The sequence below is a fragment of the Nostoc sp. genome, from assembly GCF_036917775.1.
Lineage (GTDB): Bacteria > Cyanobacteriota > Cyanobacteriia > Cyanobacteriales > Nostocaceae > Nostoc.
In genome coordinates this window covers 1-26,096 of the sequence record NZ_JBALEQ010000087.1, presented here as the reverse complement: position 1 = coordinate 26,096, position 26,096 = coordinate 1, and the positions used below count along the sequence as shown (strand labels likewise).

General features: G+C 41.4%; 18 protein-coding genes. 10 read left to right on the top strand and 8 right to left on the bottom strand.

The genetic code is table 11. The features are described 5' to 3' along the window. Positions 1 to 11 precede the first annotated feature (11 nt). Positions 12 to 1,154 (bottom strand): ATP-binding response regulator, encoded by a 1,143-nt coding sequence (locus tag V7K69_RS16890; protein WP_335036292.1) that lies wholly within the window; start codon positions 1,152 to 1,154, stop codon positions 12 to 14. Positions 1,155 to 1,766: 612 nt separating this feature from the next. Here V7K69_RS16890 and V7K69_RS16885 point away from each other — a divergent pair. After that, positions 1,767 to 5,063, top strand: coding sequence for an ATP-binding protein (locus V7K69_RS16885; protein ID WP_335036290.1), 3,297 nt, complete (start codon positions 1,767 to 1,769; stop codon positions 5,061 to 5,063). Positions 5,064 to 5,099: 36 nt separating this feature from the next. Here the strand turns inward: V7K69_RS16885 and V7K69_RS16880 are convergent, their stop codons facing one another. The 3 genes from V7K69_RS16880 to V7K69_RS16870 form a co-directional block, all read right to left on the bottom strand. Next, the gene (locus tag V7K69_RS16880; protein WP_335036288.1) at positions 5,100 to 6,737 is read right to left on the bottom strand and encodes an alpha/beta hydrolase; all 1,638 of its coding nucleotides are present in this window, start codon (positions 6,735 to 6,737) and stop codon (positions 5,100 to 5,102) included. 193 nt (positions 6,738 to 6,930) lie between these two features. Beyond that, positions 6,931 to 7,053 (bottom strand): hypothetical protein, encoded by a 123-nt coding sequence (locus V7K69_RS16875; RefSeq protein WP_335036286.1) that lies wholly within the window; start codon positions 7,051 to 7,053, stop codon positions 6,931 to 6,933. 3 nt (positions 7,054 to 7,056) lie between these two features. Further along, the gene (locus V7K69_RS16870; RefSeq protein WP_335036284.1) at positions 7,057 to 7,464 is read right to left on the bottom strand and encodes a hypothetical protein; all 408 of its coding nucleotides are present in this window, start codon (positions 7,462 to 7,464) and stop codon (positions 7,057 to 7,059) included. A gap of 500 nt (positions 7,465 to 7,964) precedes the next feature. Here V7K69_RS16870 and V7K69_RS16865 point away from each other — a divergent pair, with 500 nt between their 5' ends. The 8 genes from V7K69_RS16865 to V7K69_RS16830 all read left to right on the top strand — a co-directional run bounded on the left by V7K69_RS16865 (position 7,965) and on the right by V7K69_RS16830 (position 15,153). Then, on the top strand, positions 7,965 to 8,459 hold the full coding sequence (locus tag V7K69_RS16865) for a DUF2231 domain-containing protein (RefSeq protein WP_335036282.1): 495 nt from the start codon (positions 7,965 to 7,967) through the stop codon (positions 8,457 to 8,459). Then, the gene (locus V7K69_RS16860) at positions 8,456 to 9,049 is read left to right on the top strand and encodes a DUF2231 domain-containing protein (protein WP_335036280.1); all 594 of its coding nucleotides are present in this window, start codon (positions 8,456 to 8,458) and stop codon (positions 9,047 to 9,049) included. Before V7K69_RS16865 ends, V7K69_RS16860 begins: the two co-directional genes overlap by 4 nt. A 24-nt stretch (positions 9,050 to 9,073) precedes the next feature. Further along, the gene (locus V7K69_RS16855) at positions 9,074 to 9,988 is read left to right on the top strand and encodes a cytochrome c oxidase subunit II (protein ID WP_335036279.1); all 915 of its coding nucleotides are present in this window, start codon (positions 9,074 to 9,076) and stop codon (positions 9,986 to 9,988) included. After that, positions 9,978 to 11,654: a cytochrome c oxidase subunit I gene (locus V7K69_RS16850; RefSeq protein WP_335036277.1), complete on the top strand. Its 1,677-nt coding sequence runs from the start codon at positions 9,978 to 9,980 to the stop codon at positions 11,652 to 11,654. The genes V7K69_RS16855 and V7K69_RS16850 overlap by 11 nt, the downstream gene beginning before the upstream one ends. 39 nt (positions 11,655 to 11,693) lie before the next feature. Further along, on the top strand, positions 11,694 to 12,356 hold the full coding sequence (locus V7K69_RS16845; protein WP_442936150.1) for a cytochrome c oxidase subunit 3: 663 nt from the start codon (positions 11,694 to 11,696) through the stop codon (positions 12,354 to 12,356). A gap of 37 nt (positions 12,357 to 12,393) precedes the next feature. After that, positions 12,394 to 12,639: a hypothetical protein gene (locus tag V7K69_RS16840; protein ID WP_335036273.1), complete on the top strand. Its 246-nt coding sequence runs from the start codon at positions 12,394 to 12,396 to the stop codon at positions 12,637 to 12,639. 44 nt (positions 12,640 to 12,683) lie between these two features. Continuing rightward, positions 12,684 to 14,051 (top strand): NAD(P)/FAD-dependent oxidoreductase, encoded by a 1,368-nt coding sequence (locus V7K69_RS16835; RefSeq protein ID WP_335036271.1) that lies wholly within the window; start codon positions 12,684 to 12,686, stop codon positions 14,049 to 14,051. Between the two features lie 151 nt (positions 14,052 to 14,202). Beyond that, positions 14,203 to 15,153, top strand: a complete 951-nt coding sequence (locus V7K69_RS16830; protein WP_335036269.1) for an amino acid ABC transporter substrate-binding protein — start codon at positions 14,203 to 14,205, stop codon at positions 15,151 to 15,153. A 219-nt stretch (positions 15,154 to 15,372) separates the two neighbouring features. Here the strand turns inward: V7K69_RS16830 and V7K69_RS16825 are convergent, their stop codons facing one another. Continuing rightward, positions 15,373 to 21,360, bottom strand: coding sequence for a trifunctional serine/threonine-protein kinase/ATP-binding protein/sensor histidine kinase (locus tag V7K69_RS16825; protein ID WP_335036267.1), 5,988 nt, complete (start codon positions 21,358 to 21,360; stop codon positions 15,373 to 15,375). A 151-nt stretch (positions 21,361 to 21,511) separates the two neighbouring features. After that, entirely contained in the window at positions 21,512 to 22,246 is a 735-nt protein-coding gene (locus V7K69_RS16820; protein ID WP_335036265.1) for an MBL fold metallo-hydrolase, read from the bottom strand. Between the two features lie 172 nt (positions 22,247 to 22,418). On the opposite strand from V7K69_RS16820, the gene V7K69_RS16815 reads away from it, so the two are divergent. After that, positions 22,419 to 23,942 carry a site-2 protease family protein gene (locus V7K69_RS16815; protein ID WP_335036344.1) on the top strand — a complete coding sequence of 508 codons (1,524 nt, stop codon included), beginning with the start codon at positions 22,419 to 22,421 and terminating at the stop codon, positions 23,940 to 23,942. Between the two features lie 233 nt (positions 23,943 to 24,175). Here the strand turns inward: V7K69_RS16815 and V7K69_RS16810 are convergent, their stop codons facing one another. Together V7K69_RS16810 and V7K69_RS16805 are read right to left on the bottom strand one after the other, a co-directional pair. Next, positions 24,176 to 24,742: a phycobiliprotein lyase gene (locus V7K69_RS16810; RefSeq protein ID WP_335036263.1), complete on the bottom strand. Its 567-nt coding sequence runs from the start codon at positions 24,740 to 24,742 to the stop codon at positions 24,176 to 24,178. Between the two features lie 75 nt (positions 24,743 to 24,817). Then, positions 24,818 to 25,498 carry a HEAT repeat domain-containing protein gene (locus tag V7K69_RS16805; RefSeq protein WP_335036261.1) on the bottom strand — a complete coding sequence of 227 codons (681 nt, stop codon included), beginning with the start codon at positions 25,496 to 25,498 and terminating at the stop codon, positions 24,818 to 24,820. Positions 25,499 to 26,096 lie beyond the last annotated feature (598 nt).

Here is a 26,096-nt window from a genome sequence, read left to right as displayed (position 1 = left end):
TTGTCACCTTGTCACCTTGTCACCTTGTCCCCTTGTCCCCCTACTCCTCCTCCCTGATCTCTGGGAAAGTTAGCGACAATCCGACAACCAGCGCCCGGTTTACTAACAATTTCTAACTGGGCGTTGACTGTAACTGTTCGTTCTCGCATTCCCTGGAGTCCGTATCCGGCAACGGATTGATCGCATTCAAAGCCTTTACCGTTATCTTGGAGTATCAACGATAGCCCTGCCGCCGTTGTTTGAATTCTAATTTGAACAGCTGTGGCATTGGCGTGTTTATAAATATTGGTTAGTCCTTCTTGGACAAGGCGATACACAACATGATTTACTGAATCGGAAAGCGGTTGTGATAAATCAATTTTGCAGTATGGTAAGACATCGGTGAGGTGATAGAATTCCTGTGCAAGGTTAGCGATCGCATTTTCGAGCAATTGTCCGTGGAGTGGATCGGAGCGAATTGCCGAAACTGATTCCCGTACCTCTTGCAAGGCTTCAGAACCCAATTTTTTCGCTGCTAATAAAAACGATCGCGCCCGATTAGAATCGGTTTCCCAAAGAGTTAATGCTGTTTCCATTTGCACATTTAGCGCTACTAGGGAATGTCCTAGAGAGTCGTGGATGTCACGCGCAATCCGATTGCGTTCTTCTAGCGCCACCATTTCCTCGATGCGTTGATTCAGGGCTTTTTGGTGTTCTAGCGATCGCCTTAGTTCTGCTTCTGTCTCCTGCAAGCGCCGATTTTGCTCCTGAAGTTGCATTTGTAAGCGGCAAAGTTTGAGTTGATGCTCCATTCGAGCAACCACCTCTTCAATCTGAAAAGGTTTGTTAATAAAATCAACGCCTCCAACCGAAAAGGCTTTCACTTTATCAAATACCTCATTCAACGCACTAATAAAAATGACAGGAATCTCTTGTGTTTGCGGATTAGATTTGAGTCGCTGACATACTTCATAGCCGTTCATTCCGGGCATGGTAATATCGAGCAGAATCAAATCTGGAGGTTGAGCTTGTATACCAATTAACGCCATAGAACCATTGGTAACACTCCTCACTTCGTATCCTTGCTCGTTGAGCATTGCTGATAAAAGGCGAAGATTATCTAGAGTGTCATCAACTATGAGAATGTCTCCCTTGGATGATTGGCTTAATTCCATACTTCTCAAAGGGCTAAGAGAGTCGTTAATTATCAAGCTAGTGGTAACGTAATGTAAATAAATTATGGATTATAAGTGATAATAAATTCCATCCATGTAACAAATCTATTGATGATATTGGTAATTTCCAAGTACTGATAAATTTACATTTATTTATATTATTGTTTTATATCCGTTTACCTACTTAGTTTATTTTTATTGGCAGTAATTAAAAATAAATTGAGTACGTAAAATTTTTCTATTTTAATTCCTTTGCATAATTTTTCACAATTTTAAATCAAGTTATAACCTTATTATTATCCGTTTTTTAGCTTGATTTTTCAAGATTGAGTCGCTAGGCAATGTACCAGAGTTAGCTCGGTACAAGCAAGCTATAGGTAGCGTTTCTTAAAGTAAAAGGACTTAGGGGATTCTGAACTTCTTAAGAAAAAGATAAATTTCAAATCTCACATAATAGGGTAATGTATTAATTCTCAATATTACCCAAGAGGGTAATATCATCTGAGACATTTCATCTTCTATAATTATGCCAAATAGAATTCATCATAATTAATAGGCTTATGTGTAAATATTATTACCCCAACATTGCTGTTTAATTTCAGGAATTCGGATATGCCTTCTTTCACCCTTGGACTTTCAAAGCTGACTAAAAATGTGCAGTTGCGCCACATTCTTGTAGTGCCGTTTGTACTGCAAATTTCTCTAGCCGTAGGGCTAACAGGGTGGCTATCAATACATAATGGGCAACGAGCAGTTAATGAAGTTGCAATCCAACTCCGAAATGAAATCACAGCTCGAATCCAGCAGTACCTAAAGGTATATGTTGAAACGCCTCATAAAATCAATCAATTAAACGCTAATGCGATTAAGCTGGGTGAACTTAATATCCAAAAATTATTAACATTAGAACAACACCTTTGGTATCAACTGAAGACCTTTGACACAGTGACAGCAGTTTACGTTGGGTCAGAATATGGTGAACACGTTGCAGTTCAAAGGGCGGATGATGGTCAGTTTGAGGTGAAACTTTCAGGTAAGTCCACTGGGAATGAAATTCGGATTTATGCCGCAGACCAACCGGGACATTACACTCAACTTTTAAGATCCAAGCCTAATTACGATCCTCGGACTCGTCCGTGGTATCAATCGGCAGTTAAGTCTAAGACAGCTAGCTGGGGTGGAATTTATAAACTGTTTGCCACACCCAAATATGTGCTAAATGCCAGCTTGCCGATCTATGATGATGGCGGCAATCTGCTTGGCGTTGCTGCTGTCGATTTTTCACTGACTGGGATTAGTCAATATCTGCGGACTCTCAAAATCGGGCGAACGGGCGAAACTTTCATCCTAGAACGCCAAACAGGATTACTGGTTGGGAGTTCTGCCACTCAACAACCCTACATAATTACAAATCCAAAAGCCCCAATCATAGATCAGAATCCAGATCGAGTTGAGGCGATCGCCAGTAGTGATATTTTGACGCGACGCACTACTGAATTTTTGCAGCAACACTTTGTAGACTTAACCCAGATTACCGAAAAACAACAACTAGATTTTGACATTGAGGGTCAACGGCAATTTTTACAAATTGTACCGATGAGGCAGCAGGGATTAGACTGGCTAATCGTCGTGGTTGTCCCAGAACGGGATTTCATGGATCAAATTAATGCCAATACTCGTTCAACAATTTTACTTTGCCTGGTTGCCTTTGCACTTGCAACTGGATTGGGCATTCTTACCGCTCACTGGATTACACAGCCAATTCTCCGACTGGGAAGTACAGCCAAAGCGATCGCCGCCGGAAACTTAGACCAAAAGGTTTCGGTGAACAGTACAACCGAGCTAAACTCTTTGGCGGAGTCTTTTAACCTTATGGCTCATCAGTTGCGTGAATCCTTTTTAGCCCTAGCACGAACTAACGAAGAATTAGAAAGCCGAGTCACGCAACGCACCATAGAACTCGGTGAGAAAAATGCCCAACTTCAGAGGGAAATTCGCGTTAGCGAAGCTGCCCAAAAGAGTCGCCGAAAAGTAGAAGCAGCACTAAAAACATCCGAAGCAGAACTCCGGTTAATGTTCGCTGCTATGACTGATATGGTAGTGGTTTTTGATGCAGAGGGACGTTACCAAAAGTATGTGCAAACAAAGTATGTGCTAACACAATCCTTCGCTTATAAGCCTGATATAGATCGCATTGGCAAAAAAGTTGATGAAGTTTTACCAAAAGAAATCGCCAATTTAATACTCGATGCCATTCAGCAAGCGTTGCATCTGAAAGAAGAACCCAGAAACCCAGATGGAAGTCGTAAAAATGTTTTTGTTGAATACCACTTATCAAACAAGAATCGAGAAACTTGGTTTTTAGCTAGTGTTTCGCCATTATCTGACAATACAGTACTTTGGGTGGCTCGTGATATCACCAAGCTGAAAAAAACCGAAGCCGCGCTCAAGCAAGCCAAAGAAACCGCAGATGCTGCCAACCTTGCCAAAAGCCAGTTTCTCTCTAATATGAGCCATGAACTGCGGACTCCTCTTAACATCATCCTTGGCTTTACCCAACTGCTGCTGCGAAATCGATTGCTCAACTCACAGCAACAAGAATATCTTGACACGATCAACCGTAGTGGCGAAGACTTACTGACCTTAATCAATGATGTATTGGAAATGTCCAAAATTGAAGCAGGTCGAGTTATCCTCAGCGAAACAAATTTTGACCTCTACGGGCTTTTGGATCGTTTGCAACAAATGTTTGCATTGAAAGCCCAATCTAGAGGATTAAAACTCATTTTGGAGCGATCGCCAGCCATTCCCCAATACATCTGTGCCGATGAGAGTAAATTACGCCAAGTACTGGTTAATCTATTAGGAAACGCAATTAAATTTACGCGGCTTGGTCAAGTAACCTTGCGGGTAGAAACTCCTAACCAAAACATCACACCAGATGAACCCATCACCCTGAACTTCAGCGTCGAAGATACGGGTTGCGGCATTGCTGATTCTGACTTTAATCGTCTATTTGAGCCATTTGTCCAAACAGAGGCGGGGCAAAAAGCTCAGGAAGGTACTGGGCTTGGATTACCCATCAGCCAGCGATTTGTGCGGCTCATGGGCGGAGATATCAGGGTAAATAGCACGCTCGGAAAAGGCTCAATTTTTACCTTTGATATCCGAACTCGTGCAGTAATTATGGATACCTTGCCAACACCTGCACCAAGTCGGCAAGTTATCGGTTTAGAAAAGGGACAACCCAGCTATCGCATTCTGATTGTTGAGGATAAACTAGAAAATCGGCAGCTTCTAATTGAGTTATTAACACCCGTTGGCTTTGAGGTACGGGAAGCGGTAAATGGTCAAGCTGCGATCGAACTTTGGCAAAATTGGTCGCCTCACCTCATTTGGATGGATCTACGGATGCCAATTATGAACGGATTTGAGGCAACCAAACATATTAAAGCAGCAAGCTCTCAAACCCCAGTTATTATTGCATTGACCGGAAGCGCATTTGAAGAAGACCGCCTAACAGCGCTGTCCATAGGTTTTGATGACTTTGTGCGTAAGCCATTTCGGACGACCGTAATTTTTGAAAAGATGGCTGAATATTTGGGTGTTCGTTATGTTTATGCTGATGAACTAGAAAATCAGGAAAAAGCATCTTGGCCTTCTAACGCTTCCTCCTTCACACCTAAATTAACGGTTGCAGATTTAAGCGTCATGCCTAACGACTGGATTGAGCAACTGCATCAGGCAGCGCTCCGAATAAATGCTAAAGAAATTATTATGCTGATTAAACAAATTCCTGAGCAGCACGAGCATCTGATCAAGGCACTAACTAATCTCGTAGACTACTTCTGCTTTGAAGAAATTATTGCATTAGGGAGTACTAAAAAAATAAATAACCCAAAAACGTAGATGGACAAAGCGCTTTGGCTTCATCTTTATTAGAGGCTATTTATATTTTTTTAGTTCTTCAGATGTCAGAGATGTAATTAGACTTAACGGTAGTGGTTGCTGACTAATTTTATTAACGTATTCTGTACTCAAGTATGGAAGGTAACTTGGCTGCCCAGCAATATACGTTTCAAAGAAAGGAACACTTAAAGCTTTAACATAGCGACGCGCTAAAGCTGGACTTGAACCGACTGCTTGTGTAGGAACAGGAATCGTTGCATTGGGTGATTCGGCAATTGTAGAAAAGTGTGTCCCGCCATTGATAAGGGTTAAATACTTATTTGAAGTTGTTAACCAAGTAAAAGGCTGAATTTGTTCTAGCAAAGCCGGAGTAACAGTATCAGAAGTGCCAGATATAATCATCACAGGAATTTTGATTTGGCTAAAGCTAGCCTGACCAAAAATACTTCTACCAACTGGATTAATGACAATTGCTGCTTTTATCCTTGTATCCGATAAATTATATTGAAAATTTGGCAAATTAACAGCCAAACATTGAAGTAATAGCGAAACATTTAACGTATCTTCTAAAGCGGAACAGTCAGCTTTCAATTGCTCAAAATTGATCTTTGCACCAGCTAATGCTAACGCTGTATATCCACCAAATGATTGCCCTATGACACCAACTTGGTCTAAATTTAAACGTCCTTGAAAGGTTGGATTCGACTTAGATAAACTCGTGAGTTCATCTAGTAAGTATTTAATATCTAAAGGTCTGTCAATAAGTTCTCTAGGATTAGTAACTTGATTTGTTGTACCTTTTAATAATGCTTGTAGTTGTTTTGAATCACTACCCGGATGTTCTGGAACAGCAACCACAAAACCATAAGAAGCGAGATGTTCAGCTAGATATGCAAAACTTGTTCTGTCAGAACCAAGTCCATGCGAAATAACAATTATCTTCCGAGGATTTTGAGCAACTGGGAGGTAAATATCAGCTAAGAATCTTCTATTACGTGTAAGGTCATTAAGGGTAATAGTTTGTTTTAAGAAACGAAAACTTCCGGTTTTACCTAAGTCCATCAATGGAATAGAATCAACCTTAGAAACAGTTATTACATTTTGTTGAGATTCTTCGTTAATAAGTGCTACTGCATTTTGAGTTTGATTTACTAAATCTTGTAATGTCTCTGCTACTCCTAAAGTCTGGTTTAAGTTTATGGAAATTGAGCTTGCAGGAAACTTGCGTAATACATTTAAGAGGGTGAAATCTTTTTGATCTGCGGCTGATAAAATTAGTGCCGAGCGAATTGCATAAAAGCCTGATAACCTAGATTCTGTCTGAATAATTTTCCCTAATTTTTGTAATAATCGCTCACCAATTGGTGTATAAAGAAACTGCGAAATTTCTACTTCATTTAAGGGAATACGAGTTAGTAAAACTTTCCGCAGTTGAGTTAGTTGCTTTTTGTCTACATACTGACTATATCCAGCAAAATCTTCATCCACGTTACCTGTCTTAGCATAGTTCTCAAGCGAACTAATGGGGATAGACCTTTCTAAAACACCATAATTAAATTTTAGGCGCTCTGCACCGAAAGCGGGATAAGTAGTTAATGTAGGCAGCAATGCCATACTAAAAATTCTTAAAGCCAATTTCTGCCAAACAGTTTTTTTACCGATAAGATGAGTCATTACACACCGCTTTAGATACTACATTGATTACGCAATCAGAAAATTAGCTGATCATAAAATTTGATATCGTTGAGGGAAATTTTCTAGAATTTCCGCTTTGATTTTTTAAGTTGCTTGCATGGGAAGGCAAGAGGCAATAAGGCTTTTTGAGTTGTACGAAGTATTTTTCACGCAATTAAATATCAGCCCTATATTAGATAATTATGGCCAAGCGCGTCCCCCTTACCCCAACCAGTGTTTTGGGCAAAACCGCCGTCCATCGAGGCTGGATACCTGGTGAATCAAAAGCCTGTACTTGACCAATAATCTTTATCATAATTTATTGTGCCGATAAGCTTTGAGTGCTATTCTGAAACGCTGTAGTTGATATTTCTCGAAACAGAATTCTCCTTAAATTTAAAAATTGAGAATATTTGTAAGTAGCAGTTAAAGACTTTGCTTCAATAAAAATTTGTTTTATTTCAGGATGTTTTTGGCTAATTTTTATTTCTAAACTTTCTACAGCTAATGCTATTTCCTCACCTGTGAGATTTTTAGAAAACTGGATTTCCAGGTTGAGTAATACTTTTTGTGGAGCAAGCTGCATAGTTAGCACACGAATAACTTTTTGTACCCCTGGTTCTATTTTTGATAAAGAACGGATATTAGCTATAGTTTGAGTATTAGCACTTTCAGCAACTAATAATCCTTTAGTTTTTCTAGCTAGTAGCACTGCTAATATAGACAAGATAATGCCAAAAACAACAAAATCTTTTAGTATCTTAAGTGAACCTAGTATTTTCCTAATCTATCCAGAGAAAGATAAAATGTATATTGTTTTACTGACCAATATTTTAATTAGTTGTCATTCCTGTGACAATAGGATGTCTTTATTTGTAAGATTTGTTAAGGTATAGATTTAAAGGCTATTTCAATCTGAATCATAATTTATGGTATATTCAGAGAAACCTGGTTTATCAGTTTTAGTTGATATCGATTAGTATATTAGATTAATGAAACCTATAGCTGTTTTGATTAGTTTTTATGCTTGAATAAATAATTACTAAAAATAGTAGATAAGAGAAAATCCGGATTTCGTAATTTACTTTAAAATTTGAAGTGGATCACATTTTTTAAATCTTTTTAATTACTTGACTGCGGCTTTAGCCCTAGCATTCTTGACAATATGAATAATGCGTTAGATGGATAGCATCTATTTACATACTTAGACTTATAAGGGAAAAAGTGATGCCTGCTCTGTCTCTAAATAGCCAAAATTTACCATACCCTGACCCTTTGCACCCCATCATTGTCCACTTCGTAATCGCAATGGTGCTTTTTTCTTTTGTGTGCGATGTTCTAGGCTATTTCACCTGCAACGTGCGTTTATTTGAGGTGAGTTTTTGGAATATGTTTGTTGCTGCGATCGCAATTTTCATCGCGATTATCTTTGGCCAGTTTGAAGCCGGACTAGCCCAAGCCCAGAAAGCAGCGCAGTCAACGCTGAATTATCATACCGTCTTGGGTTGGTCATTGGCGGCGATGGTTGCCGCGATCGCAGCTTGGCGTTTTGTGATTCGCAACCGTAGCCCCCGAAAAGTACCACCCGCTTACCTTGGGGCTGCAACATTGTTAGTCTGCCTAGTATTTTTGCAAGTGTATTTGGGGAGTAAACTGTTTTGGGTGTATGGGTTGCACGTTGAGCCTGTAGTTCAAGCCATGAAACAGGGAGTTTCACAATGAACCCGCAACTGATTGAGCAGTTGAGATTGCGCCTGGGTGCTAACGGATTACCCTACGAGATTCCTGTACATCCCCAGTTGGTGCATCTAACGCTGGGTTTATTCATCATTGCCATCATTTTTGACATAGCAGGAGTGCTGTTTTCTTTAGAAAAACCAATTTTCAAATTTTTGGGATTGGCCGCTATCCGTTCTAGCTTTTTTGATGTCGGTTGGTACAACCTCATAGCAGCAGCAGGTATCACATTTTTTACGGTTGCGGCTGGTTTTTTTGAGCTACTTTTGGCAAATCCACCAGTCGATCAAAAGAGTGCTTGGGGGTTGAGTGCTGGTTGGACAATGCTTTTACATGGTTTGGGTGGCGTTTTGCTGTTGGCGATCATTGTCGCCATGACTGTATGGAGAGGTTTGCAACGCTATCGCTGGCGGAAGGATGCTTCTAGACAGGTGCAGTGGAGTTACTTGTTAGCGGGGATTGCAATACTAGGCATATTATTCGTTCATGGAACTTTGGGGGCGCAATTGGGAGAAGAATTTGGGATTCATGTTACTGCTGCTAATACCATTTCTAAAAATGTTTACAGCAAATAATTAAACGAGAATTTATTGAATTTTATGTTTAGTGTTTTTGAATATGTATTAATAGCGGTTTATGTAGCAGTGCTGCTCGTTGTTAGTCGGTGGATAGGGCAACAAGCGTTTTCTTGGATGCCTCCCCAAGCTACAGCAGAAGCACAAAGGGTAGATGATTTATTTAGCTTCTTAGTCTCAATTGGAGCATTTATCTTGCTTGGGCTAATTGGCGTTATGGTCTATGCGATCGCATTCCATCGCGCCCCCCCAGAAGACTATAGCGAGGGACACCCCTCTAGAGGTGATGCGAAGCTAGAAATATTGTGGACAGCAACCCCAACTTTGTTAGTAGTGTGGATTGCTTTCCAAAGCTTCAATATTTATCAGCAATTAGATATTTTAGGTCTAACCGAAATCGTTCATCTGCACACACCCCTAGAATCTGCCTCCGCCGCAACCATTAGTGATGCCCCCAAACCTGCATCTGAGACTATTGATGTTTTCGTTAAGCAGTGGGATTGGTCTTTTCGTTATTCAAATAATGTTACTAGCAATCAACTGCATCTGCCTATTAATCAAAGCACTCGCTTAAATTTGCAAGCGCAGGATGTAATTCACGGTTTCTACGTCCCTGAGTTTCGCTTAAAGCAGGATATTATTCCAGGACGCGACATTGATATTGTGCTAACACCCATTCGTGCAGGCAAATATCGGCTGAAAGATTCTCAATTTAGCGGTACTTACTTTGCCTTAATGGAAACGGATGTATACGTTGAATCCCTCGATCAATATAATCAGTGGCTCACGCAAACCGCTAATAGCGAACAAACTCCAGTAAATCAGGCGGTTGCCGAAAATATCCAACCATCAAAAACATTGTTTAATAGCGGCTGGTACACCGTCACACCTGCTCAACCTGGCATTGCCAATAAAAGGAAGCAAAATAATGACACATGATTTTAGTGAAGAGATTACTGGGGATCGAGAATCGAAAAATTACCAGAACCAGCAGGGTAATACTTGGCGGCAATATTTCAGCTTCAACACCGATCATAAGGTGATTGGAATTCAGTACATGGTGATGACCTTCATTTTCTTCCTGATTGGCGGCCTGTTGGCGATGCTGATTCGGGCTGAATTGCTCACCCCAGAATCAAATTTGGTCGATCGCCCGCTTTACAACGGTTTGTTCACTATGCACGGGACAATCATGATTTTCCTGTGGATTATTCCCTTCAATGCAGGTCTTTCTAACTACTTAGTACCGCTAATGATTGGAGCGCGGGATATGGCTTTTCCCCTGCTCAACGCCATCTCTTTTTGGATTTTGCCACCCGCAGGTCTTTTACTACTATCTAGTTTCTTCCTCCCAAACGGGACTGCACAATCTGGCTGGTGGTCTTATCCGCCAATTAGTCTGCAAATTCCAGGTGGTGAACTGATTAACGGTGAATTTATTTGGATAGTCAGCCTAGTTTTAATAGGCATCTCTTCAATCATGGGGGCTGTCAACTTTGTGACAACCATCTTTTGGATGCGGGCCCCAGGGATGACATTTTTTCGGATGCCTGTGTTTGTTTGGTCGGTTCTTAGCGCTCAGTTATTGCAACTGATTAATTTGCCTGCCTTAACGGGTGCATTGATCTTGCTGTTGCTTGACCTATCTTTTGGTACACAATTCTTTAAACCAGATGGGAATGGCGATCCGATTATTTACCAGCATCTATTTTGGTTCTACTCTCATCCAGCAGTTTATATCATGGCACTACCAGCCTTCGGTATTTTTGCTGAGGTTTTGCCTGCATTTTCTCGCAATCCTCTATTTGGTTATCGGTCAGTTGCGATCGCCACCTTGGGTATTGCTGCGATCAGCATTTTCGTTTGGGCGCATCATATGTTCACCAGTGCAACCCCTGGTTGGATGCGGATGACCTTCATGGCTACCTCAATGTTAGTTGCCATACCCACAGGTATTAAAGCCTTCGCTTGGACAGCCACCATCTGGAGGAGCAAGCTACATCTAGAGACACCAATGCTGTTTGCGATGGGAGGTGCAGCCATGTTTATTTTTGGCGGTGTTACTGGTGTAATGCTTGCTGCCACGCCATTTGATATCCACGTTAATAACACTTACTTTGTTGTAGGACACTTCCACTACATCGTTTTTAACACGATCACAATGGCAATCTTCGCGGCAATTTACTACTGGTTTCCTAAAATAACTGGAAGAATGTATGCCGAGGGGTGGGGCAAATTGCATTTTTGGCTGACCTTTATTCCTGCCAATATTACCTTTTTCTCCATGCACCCATTAGGTTTACAAGGGATGCTACGCCGAGTTTCTTCCTATGATCCACAATATCAAGGATGGAACGTCATCGCTAGCTTGGCATCATTCTTACTAGGAGCATCCACACTGCCTTTTATTGCTAACATAGTAGGCTCTTGGCTTTATGGGCCGCGAGCAGTTGATAATCCTTGGCACGCTACTGGATTGGAATGGACGACCTCTTCACCACCCCCGCGAGATAACTTTGAAGAGATTCCAATTGTCACAAGACCTCCTTATGACTACGGTAATCCAAAGTACTCATTAATGGAAAATTCTAATAACAATGAGTAAGAAATTAGACCAATTTTAATTACGAATTGCGAATTACGAATTATGCGTCGTACTCATATAGATGAAAGTCCAATCCGTTTTGATTTGTGGCGGCGACGCTTGCCAAATTGGTTACAGCGCTTCCTACCAAGTGGTGGCGGTAGCCATGAAGATCATCATGGTAAAGGAATGTTCGGATTCACCGTGTTCCTGCTATCAGAAAGCATCATTTTTTTGAGTTTTATCTTTACTTATGTTGCTCTACGACTGACTAATAAAAATTGGCTGCCACCCGGTATATCGGGGCCGGAATTGTCTACAATTGTGGTTATTAATACGGTAGTATTACTTTCTAGTAGCTTTGTCATTCAACCAGCAGAAAATGCCCTCAAGCGTAATCAACTCACAAAATTTCGCTGGCTATGGTTAATAACGATCGCAATGGGAAGTTACTTCTTAGTTGGTCTGTTAATTGAGTGGAAAAATCTCGATTTCAAGATTACTACAGGGTTAGTTGGTTCGACATTTTACTTACTAACAGGCTTCCACGGTCTACACGTCCTGGCTGGTGTTGTGCTTCAGATAATTATGCTGATTCGTTCATTCATCCCAGGTAACTATAATAAAACTCACTTCGGGACAAGTGCGACTACTCTTTTTTGGCACTTTGTTGATGTAGTTTGGGTCTTTATTTTCTCGCTTCTCTATCTTTGGCGGGCATAAAAAATTCAGAAATTCCAGTATTTTCAGGAGTAATGTGATGAATCTATTCTTACAAGAAATACCAGCCTCAGAACGTAGTCTAAAAACAATTCAAGAAACTCCAGCACCAAGTCAAGATCCATTAATTGCACGCGGATTACAAAAAGAGCAATATGCTGGCATTATTGGTCTAGCGATCGCTCTGATTGCTGCTGTCGGATTTTTTAGTCGCAGAGTGGAATATGCTATTGCATTTGCTGTGTTCCTCAGTGCCATTTTGATAGCTTTATTTTTATTCATCTAATAAAGCTTTCATTGTCTGATTTAACAAGATTTGCGAGGGATTTTATGAACAGACCAGTTTATCAAACTGTAATTGTTGGCGGTGGTTTTGCAGGATTATTTACAGCCTTACATTTAGCTCATGAACATTATCCTCGTTCTGTTATCTTGATTGATAAAGACGAGCGCTTTTGCTTTAAGCCGCTACTATATGAATATTTCGATGGTGAGATGGATAACTTTCAGGTAGTCCCGCGCTTTTCGGAACTCCTTAAAGGTAGTGGTGTCATCTTTGTGCAAGATACAGTGCAATCGATAGACTTGCATCAACGGGAAGTCAAATTAGCTTCGGGAAACTCCTATAATTACAGTAATTTAGTATTAGCTTTGGGCAGCGTTACTGGCTATCATCAAGTTGAAAGTGCGAATGTTAATGCCTTTCCTTTCTGGACGCAAGCAGATGCGAGCGCTCTTGAGCAACATTTACGTGACTGTTTGCACAAAGCCGTCCAAACTGAAGATTCAGAACAACGCCGAAAACTATTAACAGTAGTCATCGTTGGTGGTGGTGCAAGTGGTGTGGAAATGGCAGCAACTTTAGCAGATTTTCTCCCACACTGGTATAGTGCTTTGGGAGGAAATTCAAGTGAAATTCGTGTAGTATTACTCAATCATGGTAAAGAAATCCTTGATGGCGATATAAATAACCCATTGCGTGAAATTGCCGAACGGGAATTGAATAAACGTGCTGTGCCAATAGAGATGATTGTGGAAGCAGAAGCTACTGCTATTGGTTCCACCTCAATTCAATATAAGCGTAACGATCAAATTGAGACATTAGCTACACATACTACAGTTTGGACTGCTGGCACTTCTACCCATCCACTGATTAAAGAGTTGCCAATTCCTAAAGAACATCGAGATCGGCGCGATCGCCCTTTAGTTACTCCCACCTTACAATTACTTGATTTCCCAGAAGTCTTTGTCGGTGGTGATTGTGCAGCAGTTCAGGATAATTCGCTACCGCCTACGGCTCAAGTAGCTTATCAGCAAGGAGCCAATATTGCCCACAATTTGAAAGCGATCGCTCTCGGAGAAGAACTCAAACCTGTTAAGGTTAACATCCGGGGAACCCTTTTGAAATTGGGGATAAATGATGCTGCTGCTAACCTTTTCAATGTTTTTGAAGTTGCAGGCGAATCTGGGCATTTAATCCGTCAAGGCACTTATTTAACGCTATTGCCAACACCAATTCACGACTTTAAAGCCACTACTGAATGGGTAGATGAAGAGATTTTCCATCACCACCTTGACCCTCATGATGTGGGTAAAAAAGTGGTGCAAGCAGCGGAAATAGTCGGCGCAGGAGTTGTAGGTATTCTAGCTGCGAGAAAATTACTGAAAATGTTGGGAGATGAGGATAAAAAAGAGTAGGTAGGGAATCTCCTTTAATACAAGGTAAATTGCCAGTACAAAGATTTCCTTTAAGTCTCTAATGTGAAGAATCATTTCTAGAACTGTTTACTTGGCAATTCACAGAGATAATTTTTTTACTTTGATACTGTGGATGCCCAAATATTTGAATATGTTTGTTAGTACTAAAATAAATCTTTCGTGTTTACCTGCTTTTACTAAGTCGAAGATATATGGTGCGATATTCGGTTTGATATTATCAGCATCCCTACCTGGTGTTGCAGGGGCAGAAACTGTGATGCAAAAAGTAGCACGGACAGGAGTATTAACAGCAGGTACAAGTAGAGATGCTTTACCCTTTGCATATTCTGACAGTCAAGGAAAATTGATTGGTTATTCTGTGGATATGCTGACTTTGATCCAGAAGCAGTTAGAAAAAGAATTAGGCAAGAAAATTCAACTTAAATTAGTTGGAGTTACCCCAGCAGAAAGAATTCCCAAGATAATTAATCGACAAGTTGATATTATCTGTGATGCTAGTAGTTTTACTTGGGAGCGAGATAAAAAGGTTGATTTTTCAATCAGCTATGGTGTCACAGGTACGCAAATCTTAATTAAGAAGGACAGCAATTTAGGTTCGCCTGAATCTCTCATTAACAAGCGTGTGGGTGTGCTGGCTGGAACTACCAACGAACAAGCCATCAAGCAGATACAACCCCAAGCCAAACTTGTATATTTCAAGGCTAGAGCAGCAGGATTTGCAGCTTTGGAACAGGGTAAAATTGACGCTTTTGCATCCGATAGCATTCTTTTAGAGGGATGGTTACAAACAGCAAAAAATCAAGATAGTTTTGCGATCGCACCTCCTCGTCCCTATTCACGAGAAGGAATTGCTTGTATGGTTCCTGAGAATAACTCTAAATTCCTCGATTCAGTGAACTATTCCCTCGTCAAGTTTATGCAAGGATTTGTCAACAACAACCCCAAATATGTTGCGATTTTTGACCGTTGGTTTGGTTCTCAAGGTGTTGTATTTCTAAATCGAGACTTACGTGATTTAGCTGTGGAAACCATGCAATTGATGATAGAGTTTCACGAAGATATTCCCCAGAAAGATTTGTAGGCTGTAGTTAACCTAACGCGTCTACATACAGCAGTTTTCTTTTGCATGAGGCACAAAGTCACTGGTTTTGAGGCAGGAGGCAGGAGGCAGAAGGCAGGAGGCAGGAGGGAGAAGAATAATTTGATTTGTGAATCCTTGGTTCCGTACCTCATTTAGTTGCAAAGTGCTGTATTGCAATATTTTCTGTGTAGACCGTCATTAGTCATTAGTCATTTGTTGTTATGAATCCAATGTCACAGTTTTAACTGGTAAGGTAATGACAAACTCTGTCCCTTGACCCAATACAGAAGTGCAGCTCAGATTACCACCGTGAGTTTCTTCGACAATTTGCCGAGCGATCGCCAACCCTAACCCAGTCCCTTTACCAACAATTTTTGTCGTAAATAAATGGTCAAATATTTTTTCTTTAACTTGTTCACTCATTCCCTTACCATTATCAGCGATGGCAATTTTAACTAGATGATTCTCGACTGAGGTTGTAATTATAATTTGGTTAGGATTTTTTTGAATCTCTGCTAAACTCCGCCCAATAATTGACTCATCCAAGGCATCAATCGCATTTGCCAAAATATTCATAAACACCTGATTGAGCTGCCCTGGGAAACATTCAATTTGAGGTAACTTACTGTAGTTTTTGACAACTTCAATAGTAGGGCGTAGTTCATTAGCCTTTAGACGATGTTTCAAAATTAAAATTGTGCTATCAATGCCTTGGTGGATATTGAAAGTTACTTTGTAATCTTGATCCGCACGAGAGAAAGTTCTTAAACTGGTGCTGATTTTTTTTAACCTGTCACACGCCATAGACATTGAATCAATCATCTTGGGCAAGTCTTCTAAGCTATAATCTAATTCAATTTCGACTGCATGATCTTTGATTTGATCGTTATTGTTGAGTGAAGTTTCTTGATAGAGTTTCAAGTGTTCGATAATATCAGCAATAGTGGATTTAGCTTGATTGAGACTGGTAGCAATGAAACCGAGGGGATTATTCATTTCGTGAGCGACACCAGCAACTAAGTTACCCAGTGCAGACATCTTTTCATTTTGGACTATTTGTAATTGGGCGTTTTGTAGATCGTTTAGCGCTTGTTGCAAATCAAGTGATTTTTGCTGTAGAGTAAGTTCTGCTTGTTTACGTAAGCAAAGCTCTTCGTAGACATCGCTAATATCAATTACCACCCCATCCCATAAGATTGCACCATCGGCTTGTCGCTCTGGCCGAGCCACAGATTGAATCCATTTCACCACTCCTGAAGGCAGGATAATGCGCCATTCTTGCTCAAATGGGGTCAGAGTTTGGGCAGAGTAAGCGATCGCTTTTGCAATAGCTGGTTGATCGTCAGGATGATTCATATCGTAAAGGCTGTGCATCCCTGCCATCACTAACTCTGGCTCTAAGCCATACAAGTCCAAACAACCAGAGCTAACATAAGGTGTTGAAGTTGAACCGTCGGCTGCCAAACGGAATTGGTACACCATCCCAGGAATATTATTCGCCAAATTTTGGAAGCGGATTTCACTAGCCTGTAATTTCGCTAGAGATTGCGTCAATTGTTGAGCATAGTTTTGGGAATTTCGATAAAGTTGGGCATTTACCAGAGAAATTGCCGCTTGAGCGCAAAGCAAGTTTAGCAGTTCAACGCGATCGCTTGTAAAGGCTCCATTTGTTAGGTTATTTTCTAGATACAATATGCCCAGCAACTTCCCCTGATGTAATATTGGGCTACACAAGATGCTTTTGGGCTGCTGTTGCTGAATATAAGGATCGTTGATGAATTGAGGATGCACTGTGGCATCAATAATTACTGTTGGTTTTAAGCTGCGTCTGACGGTATTAATTAAGCCAACTGGCACATCTTGAGAGTCTTCAATGGGCTGTGGATTCAGCAATCTTGGGTAAAAATCAACATGAGTAATTCCCTTTTTGTTCTCTACAGATCCGATACCAAGAGAAAGCTGTGCTAACGCCTGAATTAGCAAACGCCCTGATTCCAGAAGCATGAACACACACTTATCTGCTCCGGCATTTTCAATGACGATATGCAGCAATACTGAAAGCAGTTTTTCCAGTTCGATTTCGCCAGATAGGGTTTGGGAAGCTTTGAGAATACTAGCTAAATCTAGAGCAACAGAAATGCTACTACTACTGGAATTGGCAGAACTGGTGGAGATGACACTCTCCAAGGCAAAGATAGTTTCGTTAGTTGAGAGAGGAGAAGGACTTTGCTGAAGAATGGGGGCGAGTAATTGGGGATAGCGTTTTTCTAGATCGACGACTTTGGCTTTCGCACCCCAACGGGCATAACCATAGTAGGCTTGAGTCATGTATGACTGAGCAATCTGCTCTTTGCCCCAATCGAGGTAGAATTTGGCAGCTAATTCATTGGCTAGTGCTTCTTCTTGAATATAGCCTTGTTCTTTGGCTCCAATGATGGCGCGATCGTAACATTCAATTGCTTCTGCTCGATTGCCCAAGACTCGATACCGCTCGGCTTCCACCAAATCAAATTTGTGACGAAAATTCATTGGTGCATGGGTAGCCCAGTAGTTAAGTTTTTCTTGGTTGGCAGTAATGTATTCTTTCATTTGCTGCTGTTCTAAGGCTGAGAGTTTCTCAAACCATGCTAGTTGGGCTAAAGAATCGTAGAAATGAAAGATGGGTACATATAACAAAGCAATGATCGCATCTAAATATTGTCTGGCTTGCCTAGCCTGTTCTACAGCTTGTTCAAACCTGGAAAACAAATACGATACAACCAGTTTGTTAATCCACAGCAATGCTAATCCGGTGCGATCGCCTGTTGCTTCATGTAATGGAAGTTGATGCTGTTCATTGTAGGCTGTACCGCTCAACACCAAAACATCATCCGCCTCTCCCATTAAATTCAGCAAAATTTGTCGAATCAATTGGGAATAGTTCAGAGCTAAATTTTGCTTCAGGTGCTTGAGCGCTTCACAATAACCAGCAACTTCCGGCTCTAGCTGTGTTAAATTCTGTCCTGCAAAATAGGAGTAAAAACCGTAGTTAAATGCAGAGTAACCCGCGAAAGCCAAATCGCCTACATCTAAACAACTACAATAGGCAGTCTGCAAGGGTTGTAATAACTCCCGCAGGTGCATTTTCCAATGCCTTGTGTATAAGTTGACTAATAATAAAGTTTTCCCTTTCAATTCGGAATTTTGATAACGCGATCGCAGATCGAGGGCTAACTGACCGAATTCATAACCTAATTCTACGTTTTTGAATACACCACACATCAATATTCCATAAGAGACATAGCTAAAGGTTGAGGTTGATTCATTACCATAGACAACAGATAAATAAACCTTTTTTAAGATCACCAGTAAATACAGCAGTGGCTGATACACATAAGCGCAGGGTGCTACTGATGTCAAAATTCGAGCTGCTGCGAGGATGTTTGCATCCCTTGCATCGCTGAGGTTGAGCAACTCGGACGGGAATCGCTCTCCAATTACATCTAAGACGGTACTAAAGGCCACTGCCACATCTTCCTGGGTAGGCACTGTGGGTAGTTCCACTCCCAATTGCTTCAAAATGGTAAGTGCTGCTGCGATCGCTTCGGCAAAATAACCCTGAGCAGTGAATACCTCAATCTTCACCTCATAGACGCTGATTTTATCTAATGGAGTTTTGGCGTGATTTAGGACAAGATGGGCATTGGCTGCCATCTCCTCTAAATCACCGCTCAGATAGGCAGCTTCTGTGGCAACTTGATGGAGTGCTAGGGTTAACTCATACTGATGCTGCCAACTGTTTTGGGCGAGTAACCCAATGCCCACCTGGGCATATTTGTAGGCAGCAGTGTAGGCGATCGCTGCCTTGGCCTTGCGGCTTGCCATCAGGTTAAATTGCGCTAATGCTTGACGTTCTGCGGGTTGGGTAATCAATTCAGCCGCAACGTTAAGTTGACCGACAATTTCAAAAATGCGTTCTTCCCGGTTGCTTTCGGGGGTATTACTCAGGAGTAACTGGCCAATTTTTAGATGAGTTGCCTGTTTTTCGTCCTCTGGGATGAGAGAATATGCCGCTTGTTGAACGCGATCGTGCAGAAATGTGTAAACACAGGAACCAGAATCCAGAATCCCTAAGTCAGAAGAATCTGTTCTTGCTTCTGACTCTTGATGAAATTTATAGACATCACAATGAGGTAAAACTAACCCTTCTTGCAACGCTTTCCACAAAACTTCTGCTGTTTGGGTTGGAGACTGTTCAAAAACGATCGCCAATGTCGCCAAATCAAATTGATTACCGATACAGGCTGCCAATTTCAGAACTTCCTGAGTTTCGAGCGGCAACTTTTGTAGTTGAATTGCCATAAACTCAACGACATCATCCGTTAAAGAAAGCGATGTCTTCAGACAAGCTGCCGTGTTTTTGGGTACTTGCGCCACATCACACTGCCACAAACCTGTATCCCAATCAAAGGTAATTCGTCCATCTTCATGTAATGCCTTGAGAAACTGGGTTGTAAAAAACGGATTACCTTTGGCTTTTTGATAAACTAACTCGGTTAACGACAGGGCAACTTCTGTTGAATAAAATGTATCGGCAATCAAACGATTCACATCTGTTTGACTCAAAGGATCTAATGTAATGGTGCTGACGGTGACTCCCTTCTGAATCTCTTCTAGAGCTACCATTAACGGATGATCTGCAAACACTTCATTATCACGGTATGCACCAATAATTAACAGATAACCCTTTAAGGTTTCACCCATTAACAGTCTCATCAAATTCAGAGATGCCAAATCTGCCCAATGTAAATCGTCGAGGAACACTACTAACGGATGCTCTCTTGTCGCAAATACCTGAATAAATTTCACAAACAGCAGATTGAAGCGGTTCTGTGCAGCACTACCCGATAATTCTGGTACTGGCGGTTGCGTACCAATAATCCTTTCTAATTCTGGAATCACTTCAATTATCACCTGTCCACTCTCAGAGATTGCGGACAGAATTTTGTTTCGCCACTGTTCCAATTGGGTGTCGCTTTCGGTGAGCAACTGTCCCAGCAAATCCCGGAAAGCTTGTACAAAAGCAGATAGGGGAATATTGCGGTTGAACTGATCATACTTCCCTTTGATGAAGTAGCCGTTCCAGCGAACGATCACCTTATGCACTTCATTCACCACGGCAGTTTTACCAACGCCAGAGAAGCCAGCCACCAGCATCAGTTCCACTGCACCATCGGCAACCCGCCCAAATACCTCCAGTAAACTTTCTATTTCCTGCTCCCGTCCGTAGAGTTTTTCCGGGATGAGAAAGCGATCGCTGATATCGCGCTGTCCTAAATCAAACCATGTGTGTTTGCCTGTTTCTCGCCATTGTTCTAAGCACAACACTAAGTCATGTTTGAGTCCCGTAGCACTCTGGTAGCGGTCTTCGGCATTCTTTGCCATCAACTTGCAAATGATCTCTCCCAACATCAAGGGGATTTCTGGGTTGAGATTACAGATAGAGTCAGGCTGTTTGGCGATATGACAATGTAACAACTCCATCGGATCGTGAGATGTAAAAGGCAGTTGTCCACTCAGTAGTTCAAAGAAAGTTACACCTAATGAATAAAAGTCGCTGCGGTAGTCAATGCCTCGGTTCATCCGTCCAGTTTGCTCTGGCGACAAATACGCTAGGGTTCCCTCCAGTCCGTTGGGACTTTGAATTTCCTGGGTTTCTCGTGGTAGCAGCGAGGCAATACTGAAGTCAATTAGCTTAATTTTTCTGGTGTCAGGATGAATCAGGATATTAGCTGGCTTGACATCTTTGTGAATGACGCGCTGTTGATGCAACTGGTGTAAAGTGTCTATCAGTTGCAAGGCAATGGGTAGGAATTCCTCTAAGCTCAGTGGTCGTCTTTGGGTAAATTGCCGCAAGGAGATGCCACCAAAGTCTTCCATAACTAGGGCATAGCCATTGTGATGGGGTTCTAGGCTGTAGGGTTTAATGATGCTGGGAATATCTAGGTTTTTAGCGATCGCATATTGGTTGCGAAACTGGACTAATTCGCTAAAACTTGGATATTCTCGTTTTAAGAGCTTGATGACGACTGGTTGGCGTTGGCGAAGCCCACCGAAGGTATCGCATTCTCGTATTGCCCGATACACTTGAGTCCGAGAACCAGAATAAAGTTGCTCTATAATTTGGCAACCAGCGATCCTTACAGTTCCATCAACTTTTGCACTCATAAATTTTTACCAGAATTCCTTGTCTAACGCTAGAATTCCCCAAACAGTATCTTCCCTAAATTATATTTTAGATCAGTATCAAAAAGAACCATGCTTTATTGAGTATTGGGCATTAGGATAAGTTTTTTATACTCATGAATAAGTCTTTATTTTAAATAAGGGGCTGCATCCGCAGCAAAGCTGGTAAATCCAGAGAGGCGAGGTGTTGATAAGCTCGATCTATAAAACGCTTGCCTCTAAGAAAGCCTGTATTAGCTCCGGGACAAATGTACCTGAGAGTTTCTGGTGTAAAATGTTGTAATAATAACTGAACACTGTTGATTTGTCGTGGCCAGTGAAAGGTTTTACTTATCCGTAATGGTACTGCATCGCCCTTCTGATTAGGAACCAAATGGCGACCAGAAAACAATATACCTCCAAGCTTACTGTAGTATAGGCAAGATGATCCAGGAGAATGACCTGGTGTCCAAATAATTTTGACTGCCGCATCAAGAGTAAATTCTTGACTAAAGGTAGTTACGGGTAAGCCTGGTAATAAATAAGCTTCTTGTTCTTGCATCAGGACTTCGCAATCTAATGCTTTCTGAATTTCAGGAGTTTTGCCTATAGCACCTCGATGGGTGAGAAATAACCAACGCACGCCTCCATGCGCCGCTAAAAAGTCTTGATTTGTTTGGTCTAAGGCAGGGGAATCTATGAGGATATTGCCTTCATTTCTTACAATAAAATAAGAGGTTCCCCCTAATGTGTCCCGATTGGGTGGAAAAGCAAAAATGCTCTCTTGTGCGAAGTCCGATTGCAAGGAACTTCCGCTAGGAATTTCTTGAGGAAAGACAGCCCGTGGTGGCTTAGTTGTATAACTTGGCTGTTGAGGTAAAGGGCACATAATCAAAGAACCGAAACTGAGGAGTTGTGGACAATCTGGTTACAGTGTAGAAATTCTGAAAAATCGAACTGTAAACCATCTGAAAAAACTGGGATTTGAGGTCTGCCTCGTAGTTAATGCTATGGTGCTGAAGCTACTGGTAGGGCGTTTTGTCAAAATTACTGAAGATAACATGGCATTTTGGTTTCTGTTTATCCTCCTACTGGGGCTAGCTACTTATCTAATGGTGCAGCACAGTGTCGCTCACATCACTCGAACGCCAGTATGGTTGTTGTGGCTGGTTTTAATGACACCAGCATTGTTGTTAAGTGTATGGACACTGATATATGGGGCGAAACAACCTCCACCACCAGGGCTGATTGTTTCGTCGTTATTTGTCTGCACAGTGTTGTACTGGATATTGTTTCTAGGCGGGCGGCGAGTGCCAAGAGATACACAAACCGAAGTTCCAGCCCAAGCCTCAGAATCACAGCCAATTATCCAGCCTACCCCAGAACCACTAGTACGTCCCATTGAGCCGACAGAAGAAACTCAACTGCGAAATTGTTTTCCTTGGTCTGTATATTACGTTCAAAATATTGAGTATCGACCACAAGCCGTAATTTGCCGGGGTCAGTTGCGAACTAAAGCCAGCAACGCCTACCAGCAGATTAAGACTAACATTGAAGCACAATTTGGTGATCGCTTCGTGTTGATCTTTCAAGAAGGTTTAAATGACAAACCTTTCTTTGTGCTGGTTCCTAATATTCAGGCTGCTAAAGAGAGAAATACACCCCGACGCGACCAAGAACGCTTAACTAAACCAGGATTAGCACTTCTACTACTAGTAGCGACTTTGATAACTACTACCTTGGTGGGAGTGGAAATTGCTGGTACTTCGCTTCCGCCTCTATGGGAAATTGACTCTTTGTTCAAAGTTCTATCTAACCGAGATGTCCTATTCAAAGGATTACCTTATGCTTTAGGGTTAATGACTATTTTGGGTATTCACGAACTTGGGCATTATTTGACGGCTAAATTCTACAAAATTCGCTCGACGTTGCCTTACTTTATTCCAATGCCTTTCTTTTTGGGAACTTTTGGTGCATTTATTCAGATGCGTAGTCCCATTCCCAACCGCAAAGCATTATTTGACATTAGTATCGCTGGGCCGCTTGCAGGCTTTATTGTTACCTTGCCATTATTAATATGGGGCTTGGCTCATTCTGAGGTGGTTCCCCTGATTGAAGAAAAAACCCGATTTTTGAATCCTGATGCTCTTAATCCCAAATATTCCATCTTACTAGCGTTATTATCGAAACTAGCCTTGGGAAGTCAGTTAACAGCAAAATCAGCCCTTGATTTGCATCCAGTTGCAGTAGCTGGTTTTATCGGACTTATTGTGACGGCGTTAAATTTAATGCCTGTGGGACAACTTGATGGAGGCCATATTGTCCATGCAATGTTTGGACAACGAGTTGCGATTATGATTGGTCAAGTGGCTCGCCTTCTCTTGCTATTACTTTCGTTAATCCGGGAAGAATTTTTGATGTGGGCGATTATCTTATTATTTATGCCGTTGATTGATGAGCCTGCACTGAATGATGTCACTGAATTGGATAACAAACGTGATATTTGGGGATTACTGGCAATGGCTTTGTTGATTGTAATTATTTTGCCATTACCACAAGCGATCGCTAACTTTTTGCAAATTTAAAAACGCTGATTTTAGAAAAGCCGGGGATTTTTTGTGCAATGCTCTAGTTTCGGTTAATTTCGATTTAGAGCGATCGGTAAAGTCGAATACAGTTCAGATCAGGTTTTTTGATGACACCCCGAGGTTTTAGAGACGCGATAAATCGCCGTCTTTACAATAACCAGTCCTTTGTAGAGACGGCGATTTATCGCGTCTTTTATTTTTTGGGGGAATACAATAATATTGTCTTGAAACTAACTCGATACTGAATTAGCTGCCTCGGAAGCTTTCGCAGCAGGTGGAAAACCACCCATACGAATCTCAGAAGTGAAGGAAGTAATACTAAATCCACCAAAACTCTTGAGGACATTTACCCGCATTCGCAAATTGGGGCTAGCAAACCACAGGCGCTCCTCTGACCAGATGTTTTCGTCTTCTACAGTTAGGATTAAAGCACCATCACTGTCAAATTTGTAGTGTCCAGCAATTGGAGTTTTCTCAGCATCAACTATTTCCCGCAGTAACTTGCCTTCAGAGGGATTATCTGCATTGGGTACTGAAACTAACACAGTTGAACCACTATGTTTTGTTTGATCCTTTTCCATTGTGCCATTCCAGTTAATTTTGATAGCACAGGAGGCGGAACTAGGATTAATTTCGTACAGTTGACACAGTTTGGTCGCTTCTGGATGATCTACTGCCAGCGTCTCAATGATAATATCTGACTTGCTATTTTCAGATTCATTCAAAGCCAAATGTTGACTAGTCCGATGAGAAAACCATTTACCAGCACTTAACTGAAAAAACTCTTCAATATTCATGAATGAAATTACCCTGCATCAAAATGCTAAAATTCCCACTTAATTATTAAAAGGTAGCAGGAGGCTCTAATATTATTAAGCTTGATTGCCTATTTCCTCAAGCTTCTTGAGGCCAATTCTGGCTGCCTCAGCAACGTTGAAATGATTGTCTTTTTCTAAGTATTTTAAAGCTGAGACACTCTTGGGAGTGGGAAGATTACCCAAAGCTTCTGCCAAACGTTGTCTGACTAACCAATCATCTGATTGGGCAAAGCGTAGAATCTGATCGACAGACTCAATATCTTTAATTTCTCCGAGCGCAGAAATTGCAGCTTGTTGCAACACTACTTCTTTGCTATCCAATGCCTGAAGAAGAATTTGACGGGCACGGGGGTCTTTAATGTTACCAAGAGAAACGGCTGCACTAAAGCGTACTAGCCAATCAGTATCTTCATAAAACGCCCGTGAAAGCACTTCAAAAGCTCTAGCATCGCCCAAATATCCTAAAGCACCAGCAGCATCAGCGCGGATGCCATAATCGGGGTCATTTTCGAGAATTCTGACCAAAATTGAATAACATTCTGGCGTTGGCTTGATTCCCAGGGCAAATATTGCCATCGATCGCAGTTGCAAAGATTCGTCGTCTAGTACCTTTTTAATTAAAGGGACTGCCTCTTCAGGAGAAACATCACGCAGATTAGCAAGAGCTACCATGCGATCGCGTAAGTTCGGACTTTCTAACTGAGTAGAAATTTCTTGTAAGCTGAGAGCTGTCATGTAGTTCAAAGCATTTTCTTTACTTATCTTAATTTACTCGATCATTTCATCAGGCTGTCGCCATCGTGAAGTAGGAGTTTGGCGACTTTACAAAATGGCTCAATTATGAGTGAAAAATAAATAAATGTTACAAGAGGAGGCAGGGGGCAAGAGGCAGAGGGAGGAAAGAAGTATTAATGAGAACTTTAGTTGTGGGTATAAAAGTTACTAGTATAGAATGTGTGCTTTGTTCCTCAAACGCCACTTGTTTCTCGCTTGGAACTAGCTGCGAACAAGTCGTAAAAACCGCAAGGGCGCAGTAGCTTCCCAACCTACGCCAGTTTCAGTTTTTAGCCTTAACTGAATCTACAATTGGTTTTTAAGACAGCTTTCCTGCTGAAGGCTAACCCACTTTCAAAGCAATTTTAAGAATATCTTTGGCAATATCCCGCGATTTATGTAACCCGACTATTTGTAGAAGTCTGGTTCAAACTATATATTTAGACTAGGTTTCAGAACGGAGAGGGCAGGGTGGTTTCATACAACGAGAGAAAAATAATAATGATTTGTATAGGGTGGAGAAAAATGGATAACTAACAAGTATGAATCTCGTCGAACA